Genomic DNA, 13,846 nt, shown 5'->3' on the forward strand with positions numbered 1-13,846 from the left:
GTTCGGCCGGGAGCGCGCCGACGAGGCGGATAACGGCTGCGGCTGGACGAGGTTGGGCGCCTCCGCGCCGCGACCGCCGACGTGCCCTCGGCGCGTGGGGAACGTGGAGCGCACGCGTTGATGGTGTTCGCCTGGGATTTCGCAGGCCGTACCCACTCGATAGCCTGCCCGCTATGGGGACTGCGGAGCTCGAGGAACTGATCGTCGCCGACGCCGCGGCGCTGCGCGGGTGGATGCTGGAGCACCATGCCACCTCGCCCGGGGTGTGGCTCGCCCTCACCAGGAAGGGCGGCGCCGTCACCACGCTGACTTGGCAGCAGGCGGTGGACCAGGCTCTGTGTTTCGGCTGGATCGACGGCCAGGCCCGCCGGCGCGACGAGGCTTCGTCGTGGATCCGGTTCACTCCGCGCCGGGCCCGCAGCTCCTGGTCGCAGCGCAACGTCGGACACGTGGCCAGGCTCGAGGAGCAGGGGCTGATGCAGCCGGCGGGCCGCGCGGCGGTGGAGGCGGCGAAGGCGGACGGGCGGTGGGCAGCCGCCTATGCGCCGCCGTCGGAGGCCGAGGTTCCGGACGACCTGGCCGCGGCGATCGCCGTCGATCCGGCAGCGCAGGCGATGTTCGACGTGCTCACCAAGGCCAACCGGTTCGCGCTGATCCACCGCCTCAACGCGGTCAAGCGGGCCGAGACCCGGGAGCGGAAGATCCGCGAGTTCGTCGCGATGCTGGCCCGGCAGGAGACCATCTACCCACAGAAGGCCAAGCCTTAGCCTGCGCCGGGCCGGGTGCCGCGATGGCCGATGTATGGACCTGTCGAACTTCACGACGGCGCCGGGCGCTGAAATCAGCGTGTGGGATTGCTCGACCTGGGTCCCGGGCGTCGCCGGCAACCGGGCGCAGCAGTTCTACCTCGTCTGACCGCCCCGTGTGGCCGCCCAATCCCTGCATTGGGCGGCCGACCGCGCGCACCAGCCCGCCCTGCTTTCGAGCCGGCCGGACCCGCCCCGGCTGGCAGAGCACCGTGCGCGCGGCGGCCGGCTCTCTGCGGGGGAGACCTTCCGGATCAGCGGCCACACCCGTAGCGGGTGTACCTACACCCGCTACGGGTGTGCCGGCGTTCGGGAACCCATATGTCGCCGGGCCCCCGGTACCTGCCCACCGGGTGGCGCCGAAGGCAGGTTCTGGGGCGCTCAACCGGCCCGACCCGGAGGAGACGTGGCCCGCCTCTGTCCCGCCAGCCACCGCCGCCGAGTCCCGCTGCCGGGCGTGGGGTGCGACGAGACAAGGCTCGTACGGGCTGCCGGCAATCGCGTCGTACACCTCGCCCTGCACCATGGCGAGGCTGCGGGTGCCGCGCGGTCGAGGACTGCCGGGGCGGTCTCGTAGACGGATATCCGGAGAGTCTATTGACGCCAATCGATGACCTCCGCCGGTGGCGAAAACGGGCATCGGCCTCTACCCGGCGGCTGGGCGGCCGTCCTCATAGGATGGATCAGCAACCCTCTGTCAATCAGGCCTCAACCCGGACGAATGGATCTTGTTGTCCGGGTGTTGTCGCGGCGTTTGCCTGGTGATGCGATCATGCTGGGTCGTTGGTCGGACCGGTAATGGGGGAACGGGTGGCTGAAACCGCGAAGAAGCGTCGCGCACCGCTGTGGGCTCGGCTCTGTGTGGCCGGCGGTGCGGTCGTTCTGGTGGCCAGTGGGGGCACCGCTGTCACCGGGCAGGCGCTGATCGCCAAGTACACGGGCGCGGTCACCGACAACAGCCTCCTGACGGACCAGGCGGCCGAGGCCGCCGTCCCCAAGACCAATCTCAAGGGCGCGCTGAACATTCTGCTCGTCGGCATCGACCCGCGGGACGAGACCACCCCGCCGCTGTCCGACTCGATCATCGTGGCACACATCCCCGCCGACCGGTCTCGGGCGTACCTGTTCTCCATGCCCCGCGACCTGTATGTGGAGATTCCCGAGTTCCCGGCCGCCAACGTCCGGTCCCACCACGCCAAGATCAACGCGGCGATGTCGCTGGGCAGCCAGACCGGCAAGGAGAAGCCGGACGTGGCCTCCGGCTTCCAGCTGCTCTCCAAGACGGTCCGCAACCACACCGGGATCAAGAAGTTCGACGCCGGCGCGATCATCAACTTCGGCGGCTTCAAGAAGATCGTCGAAGCGCTCGGCGGCGTCAACATGGTGATCGACCAGAACGTGAAGTCCGAGCACCTCAAGCCGGACGGCACCGGCCGCGACCGGCTGCCGCAGTGCCAGGGACACCACCGCTGCTCCCGGCCGTACACCGGGCCGCAGAAGGAGTACAAGAAGAGCAGCAAGCCGGTGCACCTGGAAGCCTGGGAGGCGCTCGACTACGTGCGCCAGCGCTACGGCCTGCCCCGCACCGACTACGACCGCCAGCGCCACCAGCAGCAGTTCATCAAGGCCATGGCGAAGCAGGCGATGAGCAAGGACGTGGTGACGAACCCGTCGAAGCTGACCAAGGTGATGGGCGCGGCCGGCGACTCGCTGACCTTCGCCGGCGGCGACCACAGCATCATCGACTGGGCCCTCGAGCTCAAGGACATGAACACCGACGACATGGTCACGGTGAACCTGCCCGGCGGTGGCCTGGGCACCGGCAGCAACTACAAGGGCGAGCAGTTCGCCGACTCGGTCGACGGCTTCTTCGAGGCGGTGGCGAAGGACGAGGTGGGCGAGTTCCTGCTCGACCACCCCGAGTTCGTCAACAAGGAGGGCTAGGCCGCGGCGCCGCAGGCCGGCAACGCGGGCGCGGTGGCCAGGGTTCGCACGGTGATGTCGCGGGTCCGGGCCACCACGCGGCCGGTGTCGTTCTCGGTCTCGGTGAGGGCGCGGCCGTGCAGCGGCGCCAGCGGCACGCTCTCCACGGTGTCGCCGCCGGGACCGGGGCGTGAGGCCACGCCGTCGGTGACGGTCCACCCGTCGGTGGTGGCGGCGTCCACCGGGCCGAACGCTTCGGCGAGCAGCGCCGGCAGGCGGTCCGGGACGTCGACTTCGTCGGTCTCGGCGGCGCAGCCGGGCGCTTCGGCGATGCTGGTGCCGCCGTCGCGGCTCCAGGCGCCGCGGTACGCGACCACGCCGTCACTGACCTCGGCGGTGTCCATGCTGCTCACCCTGCCGTCGGCGTCGAGGGTCAGCACGGTCCGGACCCGCGCGGCCGGTTCGCCGGACTGGTCGGCCACCCAGGAGACCTCCAGCACCCGGGCCCGGCTCCAGGCCGGGTCGACCACGTCGAAAGGCGCCGGGGCGGCGGTGCAACCGGCCAGCAGGACAGCGGCAAGCGCGCCCGGTACGAGGACCGGGCGCGCACCCCAGGGACGGGTCAGCACTTGAACCGGTGCTTCGCCGAGTACTCGTGCGGCTCGTTGATGATGTTGTTGGTGGCCCAGATCTTCCCCCGGTACGTGTAGGTGCCGGTGCCCTTGCACTTCCAGGCGAGCGGCCCCTGCACGGTCTTGCCGGCCTTCACCCCGTAGATGACCCGCTTGTTCTTGGTCTGCCACCAGCCGAGGCCCTTGTAGCGCTGCAACTCGGCGAGCGCGTGCCAGTACTTGGGTAGGCATGCCGACGCACGTGCCCGCACGTACGCCCCCGACTTGTACGGCTTGCCGACCGAGATCGCGTCACACCCCGCGACCGCCGGACTGCTCGTGGCGGTCACCAGACCACCGGTGAGCAGGGTGGCCGCGGTGGCTGCCGCGACCAGCATCCGTCGTGTTCTCAAAACTGTCCCCCCAGTTCAGTGACGTTGTCGTCCTGGAGAACACGGTGACTCAGGTCGATATGTGCGGGCCAGGAAGTTACCCGGCAGTTAAGCGGAAGATCACCTTGGGTGACGGGTCGTATCGTGGGCCGCGTGTTCGCGAAGATGCTCACAGGACATCGGCGGCGGGCCAACCTCACCCAGGAGGATCTGGCCGAGCGGACCGGTCTGAGCGTGCGCAGCATCCGGGACCTGGAGGCCGGCCGGGTGGCCCGGCCGCGCCCGTCCACTCTGAAGCTGCTGTCCGACGCGTTCGCGCTGTCGGCCGTGGAACGGGAGCGGTTCCTGGCGGCCGCGCATCCGCCGCCGGCTGCTGGGCCGCGTCAGCTGCCGCTGGACGTGCCGGGCTTCTCCGGCCGCGACGACGAGCTCGCCGCCCTCGACGCTCTGCTGGCGCAGTCGGCGGCGACAGTCGTGCTGGCGGCCGTCGGTGGTCTCGCCGGGGTAGGCAAGACCGCGCTGGCCGTGCACTGGGCACACCGGTGCGCCGGCCGGTTCCCCGACGGCCAGCTCTACGCCAACCTGCGCGGGTTCGATCCGGCGCCGTCGGTCGCCGACCCGGCCGAGGTGCTGCGGGGCTTCCTGGAGGCCCTCGACGTGCCGGCCGCACGCATCCCGGCCGGTACGGACGCCCGCGCCGCCCTCTACCGCGGGCTGCTCTGCGACCGGCGGATGCTCGTCGTGCTGGACAACGCCCGCGACGAGGAACAGGTGCTGCCCCTGCTGCCCGGCGCCGGCGCCAGCGGGGTGCTGGTGACCAGCCGGGACCAGCTCCCGGGGCTGATTGCGGCGGCCGGCGCGCAGCCGCTGACGCTCGGCGTGCTGACCGGGCACGAGGCGCACACGTTGCTCGCCGCGCGGGTCGGCACGACGCGGCTGGTCGCCGACCCGGAGGCGGTGACGCGGATCGTCGGCGCCACGGCCGGCCTGCCGCTGGCGCTGACCATGGTCGCCGCCCGGATCGCCGTGCACCCGGACTTCCCGCTCGCCGCGTTCGCCGACGACCTGGGCGTCACGGCTGATCTGCAGCGGGTGTTCTCCTGGTCGTACCGAGCGCTTGCGCCGCCGACGGCCCGGCTGTTCCGGGCGCTCGGGTCGCATCCGGGTCCCGACGTGACCGCGCCCGCGGCGGCCGCGCTCGCCGGTGAGCCGGAGGCCGAGATCGCCCCGCGGCTGACCGAGCTGGCCCGGCTGCATCTGCTCATCGAACACCGGCCGGGCCGTTTCCTGCTGCACGATCTGGTCCGGGACTACGCCGCCGCGATCGCCGATCCGGAACCGTCGCGGTACGAGCGGCTGTACCGGCACTACCTCACCGAGGCAGGCGCCGCCGCGGTCGCCTACCAGCCGCAGTGGGTGGTCCCGATCCCGCGCCCGCAGCACTTGCCGTCCACCGAGCAGGCCCGCGCCTACTTCGACGCCGAGCATCAGGTGCTCGCCGCCGTCGTGCGCCAGGCCGCCGAGCGCTGCGCCGCCGGCTACACGTGGCAGCTGGCCTGGGCCCTGGCGGCGTGGTACGCCCCGAGCGGCCGCTGGGCAGCGCACGAGGTGCTGCAACGGCTCGCCCTGGAGGTGTCCCGGGCCACCGGCGACGACGCCGGGGCGGCGACCGCCAGCCGATTGCTCGCCCGCGCCGAGATCCGCCGCAACCGACTGCCCGATGCCGAGCGGCACCTGCGGGACGCCCACGACCTGTACGGCCGGCTGGCCGATCCGGGTGGGCAGGCGCAGGTCCTGCACAACCTCACCGAGGTGCTGCAGATGTCCGGCCGCTCCGCCGAGGCCATCGAGGCAGCCTTCGAGGCGGTCCGGTTGCGCCGCGAGACCGGTGACCTCGACGGCGAGGCCCGCTCCCTCAACGCTCTCGGCTGGCTGCACGCGCTGGCCGGGGAGTTCGACGAGGCGGTCGCCTGCTGCTCGGCGGCGCTGGCGGTGCAACGCACCCGCGGCGACCGCAACGGGCAGGCGGCCACGCTGGACAGCCTGGCCATCGCGTACGACGGTCTGGGCCACAACGAGGAGGCGACGGCCGCTGCCGAGGAGGCGATCGGGCTGTTCCGGGCTTCCGGGGACCGCTACCACGAGGCCGAGACGCTGAGCCGGCTGGGCGACATCAGGATGGGCGCCGGGGACCGGGCGGCCGCCGTCGAGGCGTGGCGCGCCGCGCTGCTGATCTTCGACGACCTCGAGGTGCCCGCCGCGGACGACCTGCGGCGGCGGCTCAGTCCCGGTTCGCCGCGGTGATCCGGCCGCGCAGTTCGCCGAGGCCGATCACGGCGCCGGCCGGGCCGGGCGCGGTCGCGGTGATCACGACCTCGTCGCCGTCCTCCAAAAACGTGCGGGTGGCGCCGTCCGGCAGTTTGACCGGCTCCTGGCCGCCCCAGGACAGCTCGATCAGGGAGCCGCGCTGGTCGGGGTCCTCGCCGCTGATGGTGCCGGAGGCGTACAGGTCGCCGGTGCGCAGCGAGGCGCCGTTGGCGGTCAGGTGGGCCAGCATCTGGGCGCCGGTCCAGTACATGCCGGCGAACTCGGGCCGGGACACGATGTGGCCGTTGAGCCGGACCTCCAGGTGGATGTCGAAGCCCCAGGGTTCGGTCGACGCGTCGTCCAGGTAGGGCAGCAGTGGCACGGTCCGGGCCGGCGGGGTGACCCGGGCCCGGTCGAGGGCGGCCAGCGGGACGATCCACGGCGAGATCGAGGTGGCGAACGACTTGCCCAGGAACGGGCCGAGCGGCACGTACTCCCAGGCCTGGATGTCACGCGCCGACCAGTCGTTGACCAGGCACACGCCGAAGACGTGCTGGTCGAAGGCGGTCAGCTCGACGGGCCGGCCCAGCGCTGAGGGGGTGCCGACGACGAAGCCGAGTTCGGCCTCGATGTCGAGGCGCTGGGACGGCCCGAAGCTGATCTCGCCGTCCGGGCTGCGCCGCTGGCCGCACGGGCGGACCACCTCGGTGCCGGAGACGACGACGGTGCCGGCCCGGCCGTGGTATCCGATCGGCAGGTGCTTCCAGTTCGGTGTGAGCGGGTCCTGGCCGGGCCGGAACATCCGGCCCAGGTTGGTGGCGTGGTTCTCCGAGGCGTAGAAGTCGACGTAGTCGGCGACCGTGAACGGCAGATGCATCCGTGCGTCCCCGGCCGGCACGAGATGGCCGTCGAGCAGCTCCCGGTAGACCTCGTCGGTGAGCCAGGTGGTGATCCGGGCCCGCACGTCGGCCCAGGTGCGCGGCCCGGCGGCGAGCAGCGCGTCGAGCGACGGACCGGCGACGGCAGCGGCGAGTTCCGGGGCCAGGTTGCGGATCGCCGCGGGCAGGTCGAGGATCCGGTCGCCGATCGCGACACCGACCCGCGGGTGCGGGTCGGCAGGCGTGCTGAACACCCCGTACGGCAGGGTGGCGACGCCGAACGGGTGGTCAGCGGGAACGTCGAGCCAGGTCACCGAAGGTCCTCCGGGAGAAGTCCGAGACTGAGCAGGCCGCCGACCGGCTCGCTGATGCTGCAGGTGCCGAAACTGATGAAATGGTGCCGGACCGCCTTGGCGAGGACCTCGTCGATGCGGGCGACCGCGGCGGCGACCCGTTCGGCGTCCTGGTCGGCGAGGGCCCGCTCGATGTCGTAGCCCTGCAGGGCCTGGGCGGTGGCCAGGATGACGTTCAGGTAGCCGTGGTGCTCGAAGCCGGTGGCCGGGTCGCGGTGCCGGATCGGGTCGTGCAGGCCCGCGGTCAGCTTGAACGCGATGCCGCCGCGGACCGCCGCCCAGAGCGCGCGGGCCAGCTCCGCCTCGCTGGGGAACGCGTCCGCGCGTACCCCACCGGTCCTGATCTTCAGGCGCAAGCCGGCATCCCGCAGGGCCGCGACGCGCGTCGCGGTGATCTCCCCGCACGGCACCTCGGCGTACGTGGTGACCGCTCCCGCCTCGGTCGCGCCCACCATCTCGACGGCGACGATGTCGATCTCCGGCGCCGCCGGCAGCTCGGGCGAAGTCGTGACCAGCGAGACCGCGAGCGGGGGTCCGCCCGCCGCCGCCGCGACGAGTTCGTCCCAGCGGGCCAGGGAGCAGATGAACGGGCCGAGCATCGGCTCCAGGGGTGACCCGCGACGCTCGCGGTGCGCCGCGACCGCTGCAGCCATCGGCACGTTGCCGGGCGGGAAGATCGCGGCGTCGTCGAACAGCCGCAGGAACAGCGGGTTCACGACTTCGGGCCCCGCCCGGCCCAGGTCCAGGCGTACTTCCCGTCGTCGCTGAGGCTGCCACCCTCGCCAAGGCCGAGCGGCCGGAACGTGTCGACCATGACCGCGGTCTCGTCGAACTGCTCCGCGCCCAGGCTGGCCTCGATCGCGCTCGGCTGCGGGCCGTGCGGGTAACCGCCGGGGTGCAGCGAGATCGAGCCGACATTGATCCCGGAGCCCTTGCGGGCCTCGTAGTCGCCGCCGACGTAGAACATCACCTCGTCGCTGTCGACGTTCGAGTGGTAGTAGGGGACCGGCACCGCGAGCGGGTGGTAGTCGACCTTGCGCGGCACGAAGTTGCAGATCACGAAGTTGTTGCCCTCGAAGACCTGGTGCACCGGCGGCGGCTGGTGGATGCGGCCGGTGATCGGCTCGTAGTCGGCGATGTTGAACGCGTACGGGTACAGGCACCCGTCCCACCCGACCACGTCGAACGGGTGGTCCGGCAGGATGTGCACGCTGCCGGCGAGCCCACCCGGCCCGTCGCCGCGGTGCTTGATGTAGACCTCGACGTCCCGCTCGTTCACCTGCTGCGGCGCGCTCGGCAGCCGCAGGTCCCGCTCGCAGTACGGCGAGTGCTCGAGGAACTGCCCGTACCGGGAGAGGTAGCGCTTCGGCGGGGCGATGTGGCTGTTCGCCTCGATCGCGTAGAGCCGCAGCGGCTCGTGACCGCCCGGCACCCATCGGTGCGTGGTGGCCCGCGGGATGATCACGTAGTCGCCGATGGCCACCTCCAGGTCACCGAAGACCGTCTCCACCACGCCCTCGCCGGCCTCGACGTAGACGCATTCGTCGCCGGTCGCGTTGCGGTACAGCGGAGACGCCGTGCCGCACACCACGTAGTTGATCCGCACGTCCGCGTTGCCCAGGACCAGCCGCCGGTCCCGGACCGCGTCGCAGGACTTCCACTCCTCGCCGGGGAACAGGTCGTGCAGCTTCAGGTGCCGGGGCAGCAGCGGCTGGTTGGACGTGGTGGCCTGGTCCGGCAGCTGCCAGATCCGGGCGCCGACCACCGCCGACGGGACGTGCCGGTGGTAGAGCAGGGAGGAGTCCGAGGAGAAGCCCTCCTCACCCATCAGCTCCTCGTAGTAGAGGCGGCCGTCGGGGTCGCGGTGCTGGGTGTGCCGCTTGGGCGGGATGTTTCCGGCCCGCTGGTAGTGCGCCATCTCGAACTCCTCCCCTCGGATCCTCTAGAAGTTGCCCCGGCGCTCCTGCTCGCGCTCGATCGCCTCGAACAGCGCCTTGAAGTTGCCCTTCCCGAAGCCGAGCGAGCCGTGCCGCTCGATGAACTCGAAGAACACGGTAGGCCGGTCACCGGTCGGCTTGGTGAAGATCTGCAGCAGGTAGCCGTCCTCGTCCCGGTCGACCAGGATGCCGCGCTTCTGCAGCTCCTCGATCGGCACCCGGACGTTGCCGATCCGGGCCCGCAGCTCGGGGTCCTCGTAGTACGAGTCCGGTGTGCTGAGGAACTCGATGCCCTCGGCGCGCAGCACGTCGACGGTGCGCAGGATGTCGTTGGTGGCCAGCGCCAGGTGCTGGGCGCCCGGGCCGCGGTAGAACTCCAGGTACTCGTCGATCTGCGACTTCTTCTTGCCCATCGCCGGCTCGTTGAGCGGGAACTTCACCCGGTGGTTGCCGGAGGCGACGACCTTGGACATCAGCGCCGAGTAGTCGGTGGCGATGTCGTCGCCGATGAACTCGGCCATGTTGGTGAAGCCCATGACCCGGTTGTAGAAGTCGACCCACTCGTCCATGTTGCCGAGCTCGACGTTGCCGACGATGTGGTCCAGCGCTTGGAAGACCCGCTTCGGGGCGCCCTCGCGCTTCTGGAAGGTGGAGGTGCGGGCGACGTAACCCGGCAGGTACGGGCCGGTGTAGTGATCCCGGTTGATCAGCGTGTGGCGGGTCTCACCGTACGCGGCGATCGCGGCGATCCTGACCGTGCCGAACTCGTCGGACAGGTCGTGGGGCTCCTCCAGGATGGTGGCGCCCTGCGCGCGGGCGTGCTCGATGCACTTGTCGACGTCGGGGACCTGCAGCGCGATGTCGGTGACGCCGTCGCCGTGCCGCGCGTGGTGGCCGATGATCCAGCTGTCCGGGTCCACGCCGCCCTGGATCACGAAGCGGATGGCGCCGCTCTTGAGCACGAACGACATGTGGTCGCGGTTGCCGGTCTCGGGGCCGGAGTACGCGATCAGCTCCATGCCGAACGCGGACTGGAAGAAGTGCGCGGTCTGAGTGGCGTTGCCGACCGCCCAGACGATCGCGTCCCACCCGGTCACCGGGAACGGGTCGTTGACCGAGTCGTACTCGACCAGCCCGACGAGCTGCTTGAGCGTGCCGAGATCGAGCTCGGCGAGCCGCTCTTCGTTGGTGAGGGTGTCGTGGACGGACATGGTGCGGCGCCTCCTTGAGCACTGGGCCGACTGACGTGTCCCAGCTTGCTGAAGCGCCGTGAGCTGCACAACAAGCACAGTTTCGAGCGGGCAGTTTGCTCAAAATCACCACGTCACACCGGCGAACACTGAGCAATCTGCTCAAGTGTTGACCCGGTTGGCTAGGTTGGCGGATGCCTGACTGGTTTCCCCGGTCCGGCGGCATTCGTGCTTGACTTAGGCATCAGCGAGGGGAGTCGATGATGCGCATCGCCACGGTGATGGGTCTGCTGGCGGCCGGTGTCGCCGTCGCGGCCGGGGTCGCGGTCGGCCATACCTCCCTCGCGTGCGAGCCGGAACGCGGGCCGGCGCCGGTGATCTACGTCGTCCCCGACGACGGCGGCACCATCGATCCGGTTCTCACTTCCACGGAGGAAGTCGACCTGTAACCAGGTCTGTTCTGTGCTAGTTCTCGTTCATGACGTCCTATCGGTGACCGTCACTGCGCGCTGAGGATGAAGCGATCCCGTGCTCGGTCGGCCGTCAAGGAGGACGTCCGTGATGAAACGTATCAGCCTGCTCCTGCTCCCACTCACCTTCATCGTGGTCCCGGCCACGCCGGCCCACGCCGCCGACGACTGCTCCACTGTCCCGTGGATGGACGTCCGCAAATCGCCCGAGAAACGCGCTCAGGCGCTGCTCGCGGCCAGCACCCAGCACCAGAAGTACCGCTGGCTGGTCGAGCAGCCCGCCAACAGCCCGCAACAGACGACCTGGCCCGGCGACGTCGTCTATCCCGTCCAGGTGCCGTGCACGCCGACCGTGGTCTACTCCGACGGCCCGGACGGCGTACGGTTCACGCCCGGTGTCACCGCGTTCCCGGCGACCATCGCCACCGCCGCGACCTGGAACCAGCCGCTCGCCTACGCCAAGGGCGCCGCCCAGGGCGCCGAGGCCTTCGACAAGGGCAAGAACGTGCTGCTCGCGCCCGGCCTGGCCAGCGGGCGCACCCCGCTCTCCGGCCGCACCCCCGAGTACCTCGGCGAGGACCCGCTGCTCACCGGCCTGATCGCGGCGGCCGGCACCCGCGGCATCCAGAAGGACGACAGGGTCCTCGCCACGCTCAAGCACTACGTCGCCAACGAGCAGGAACTCGACCGGCAGACCAGCTCGTCGAACGCCGACGAGCGCACCCTGCGCCAGATCTACGACCTGCCCTTCGAGATCGCCATCGACCGGGGGCGGCCGGAGAGCGTGATGTGCTCCTACAACCAGATCAACGGCGTGTACGCCTGCGAGAACGAACGCCTGAACGAGGTGCTCAAGGGCGACATCGGCTTCGACGGCTACGTGATGTCCGACTTCGGTTCGGTGCACTCCACCGCGCCGAGCCTGGTCAACGGCCTCGACCAGGAACTGAACCGGCCGATCTGGTTCACCCCGGCCCGCCTCGACGCGGCCCTGGCGGCCGGTGAGATCACCCAGCGGCAGATCGATGCGGCGGCGTTCCGGGTGGTTCGGTCGTACCTCCGCGGTGGTCTCTTCGATCACCCGCTGCCCGCCACCCCGGTGCCGGACGCCTCCACCGCCGCGCACAAGGCCGTCGCCCGGCAGGTGGCCGAGCAGGGCTCGGTGCTGCTGAAGAACGACAGGCTGCTGCCGCTGCGGCCGAAGGCCGGCGACACCATCGCGGTGATCGGGCCGACCGCGTCGTCCACGCCCACCGACGGGATCAGCGCGAACTCGGTGTGCAGCCTGTCGTGGCGCTTCGGCAACCCGCAGACCCTGCAGTGCGAGGATCTGATCTCGCCGGAGACCGGCATCCGCGACCGGGCGGCCCGGGCCGGTGCGACGGTCACCTTCGACAACGGCAGCGACCCGGCGGCAGCGGCTGCGGCAGCGGCGAACGCCGACGTGGCGGTGGTCTTCGGATATCAGCGGGCCGGCGAGTTCAACGACCTGCCCGACCTGCGGCTGCAGGGCAACGGGGACGCGCTGATCAGTGCGGTGGCCGCGGCGAATCCGCGTACCGTGGTGGTCCTGCAGACCGGCAGCGCGGTCGAGATGCCCTGGATCGCCCGGGTGCCCGCGGTGCTGGAGAGCTGGTACGGCGGCGAGCAGATGGGCCCGGCCATCGCCGCGCTGCTCTTCGGCGACACCAACCCGTCCGGCAGGCTGCCGATGACCTTCCCGCGCTCGCTCGCCGACACCCCGACCGCCGGCGACCCGGCACGCTACCCCGGCATCCGCGCCGAGGGCGACCCGATCCGGCAGGTGTCCTACAGCGAGGGCCTTCAGGTCGGCTACCGCTGGTACCAGGCCCAGGGCATCGACCCGCTCTTCGCCTTCGGCCACGGCCTGTCCTACACCACGTTCAAATACCGCGACGTGCGCGTCAGCGGGGACGGGCGCAGCGAGCTGCGCATCAGGTTCCAGCTGTCCAACACCGGGCGGCGTACGGGCACCGAGGTCGCCCAGGCCTACGTGACCCTGCCGTCGGCCGCCGGTGAGCCGTTCCGGCGCCTGGTCGGCTGGGAGCGGGTGACCCTCGCGCCGGGTCAGCAGCGCACCGTCGAGATCAAGCTCGACCGGGGCGATCTGAAGGACCTGCACCTGCTCGAATACTGGGCGGGCGGCTGGAAGACGGCTTCCGGCACGTACCGGGTGCACGTCGGCGGATCGTCCGAGACCGCCCAGAGCGGCACGTTCCGGGTGCGCTGACGCCTTAACATCGTCGGATGCGCCGACGCCGATGGATCATCGCGGCGGTCGTCGTGGCCGCGCTCCTCGGAGCCACCACGGCGACCGCCGCCCTCGCTGCCCCCACGGTCACCGCGGCTGCCTGCCCGCAGTGCTACGGCCTCACCGCCCGCGGCGGCGGCCTGTACAGCGACCGCGACGACCCCGCCCACCGCCCGATGCTCGACGCGGCGGACCGGCGCATCGCCGCCTTCTACGGCAGCCGCACCGTGCAGCCGCGGATCCTGATCTGCACGACCGGCGACTGCTACCGCCGGATCGGCGGCGGCGGCGAGAAGGGCCGCACGATCCGGACCTGGGCCCTGCTGCTCTCGCCGAACGGGGCGAACGAGACCATCGCCACCCACGAGCTCTCCCACGGCGAGTTCCACCAGCGACTCGGCTCAGCCCGCGACCGGGTGCCGCAGTGGTTCGACGAAGGGCTCGCCGTCCTGGTCTCCGACGACGCCCGCTACCTGCAGGCCGGCCGCGGCGAGGCCCGCTGCCGCCTGCCGCTCGCCGAGGCCCTCCCGGTCGTCACCACCGACTGGTCGGCGCCGACCGGCGGCGCCGTCGACCACCACTACCTGCAGGCCGGGTGCGTGGTCGCCAAGTGGGTCGACGACAACGGCGGACCGGCGGCCGTCCTCGACCTCATCGACCGGCTGCGCGACGGCGCCGCTTTCGAGACGGCCGTCACCGTCGGCTGA

12 protein-coding genes are annotated in these 13,846 nt (G+C 71.2%); 6 read left to right on the forward strand and 6 right to left on the reverse strand.

What is annotated here, in order from left to right; translation table 11 throughout:
* Positions 1-173 precede the first annotated feature (173 nt).
* Together OHA21_RS07350 and OHA21_RS07355 are read left to right on the forward strand one after the other, a co-directional pair.
* Positions 174-767, forward strand: coding sequence for a YdeI/OmpD-associated family protein (locus OHA21_RS07350; RefSeq protein WP_328471491.1), 594 nt, complete (start codon positions 174-176; stop codon positions 765-767).
* Between the two features lie 837 nt (positions 768-1,604).
* The gene (locus tag OHA21_RS07355; protein WP_442875156.1) at positions 1,605-2,750 is read left to right on the forward strand and encodes an LCP family protein; all 1,146 of its coding nucleotides are present in this window, start codon (positions 1,605-1,607) and stop codon (positions 2,748-2,750) included.
* Here OHA21_RS07355 and OHA21_RS07360 read toward each other — a convergent pair.
* Both OHA21_RS07360 and OHA21_RS07365 read right to left on the reverse strand, forming a co-directional pair.
* On the reverse strand, positions 2,747-3,358 hold the full coding sequence (locus tag OHA21_RS07360; RefSeq protein WP_328471495.1) for a hypothetical protein: 612 nt from the start codon (positions 3,356-3,358) through the stop codon (positions 2,747-2,749). The two genes, OHA21_RS07355 and OHA21_RS07360, sit on opposite strands and share 4 nt — an antisense overlap.
* The gene (locus OHA21_RS07365; RefSeq protein WP_328471497.1) at positions 3,352-3,753 is read right to left on the reverse strand and encodes a hypothetical protein; all 402 of its coding nucleotides are present in this window, start codon (positions 3,751-3,753) and stop codon (positions 3,352-3,354) included. The genes OHA21_RS07360 and OHA21_RS07365 overlap by 7 nt, the downstream gene beginning before the upstream one ends.
* 132 nt (positions 3,754-3,885) lie before the next feature.
* Here OHA21_RS07365 and OHA21_RS07370 point away from each other — a divergent pair, with 132 nt between their 5' ends.
* Positions 3,886-6,036 (forward strand): tetratricopeptide repeat protein, encoded by a 2,151-nt coding sequence (locus OHA21_RS07370; RefSeq protein ID WP_328471499.1) that lies wholly within the window; start codon positions 3,886-3,888, stop codon positions 6,034-6,036.
* Here the strand turns inward: OHA21_RS07370 and fahA are convergent.
* The 4 genes from fahA to hppD are packed head-to-tail and all read right to left on the reverse strand — an operon-like array spanning position 6,014 to position 10,418.
* Complete coding sequence (fahA, locus tag OHA21_RS07375) at positions 6,014-7,231, reverse strand: fumarylacetoacetase (RefSeq protein WP_328471501.1); 1,218 nt, start codon at positions 7,229-7,231, stop codon at positions 6,014-6,016. The two genes, OHA21_RS07370 and fahA, sit on opposite strands and share 23 nt — an antisense overlap.
* Complete coding sequence (locus OHA21_RS07380; RefSeq protein WP_328471503.1) at positions 7,228-7,986, reverse strand: hypothetical protein; 759 nt, start codon at positions 7,984-7,986, stop codon at positions 7,228-7,230. The genes fahA and OHA21_RS07380 overlap by 4 nt, the downstream gene beginning before the upstream one ends.
* Entirely contained in the window at positions 7,983-9,188 is a 1,206-nt protein-coding gene (locus OHA21_RS07385) for a homogentisate 1,2-dioxygenase (protein ID WP_328471505.1), read from the reverse strand. Before OHA21_RS07385 ends, OHA21_RS07380 begins: the two co-directional genes overlap by 4 nt.
* Before the next feature lie 24 nt (positions 9,189-9,212).
* Positions 9,213-10,418: a 4-hydroxyphenylpyruvate dioxygenase gene (hppD, locus tag OHA21_RS07390; protein WP_328471507.1), complete on the reverse strand. Its 1,206-nt coding sequence runs from the start codon at positions 10,416-10,418 to the stop codon at positions 9,213-9,215.
* Positions 10,419-10,657: 239 nt separating this feature from the next.
* On the opposite strand from hppD, the gene OHA21_RS07395 reads away from it, so the two are divergent.
* From OHA21_RS07395 to OHA21_RS07405, 3 genes are all read left to right on the forward strand, one after another.
* Positions 10,658-10,846, forward strand: a complete 189-nt coding sequence (locus OHA21_RS07395; protein ID WP_328471509.1) for a hypothetical protein — start codon at positions 10,658-10,660, stop codon at positions 10,844-10,846.
* A 112-nt stretch (positions 10,847-10,958) separates the two neighbouring features.
* The gene (locus tag OHA21_RS07400; RefSeq protein ID WP_328471511.1) at positions 10,959-13,118 is read left to right on the forward strand and encodes a glycoside hydrolase family 3 C-terminal domain-containing protein; all 2,160 of its coding nucleotides are present in this window, start codon (positions 10,959-10,961) and stop codon (positions 13,116-13,118) included.
* Positions 13,119-13,135: 17 nt separating this feature from the next.
* Entirely contained in the window at positions 13,136-13,846 is a 711-nt protein-coding gene (locus tag OHA21_RS07405; RefSeq protein WP_328471513.1) for a hypothetical protein, read from the forward strand.

Source organism: Actinoplanes sp. NBC_00393 (genome assembly GCF_036053395.1).
Classification (GTDB): Bacteria; Actinomycetota; Actinomycetes; order Mycobacteriales; family Micromonosporaceae; genus Actinoplanes.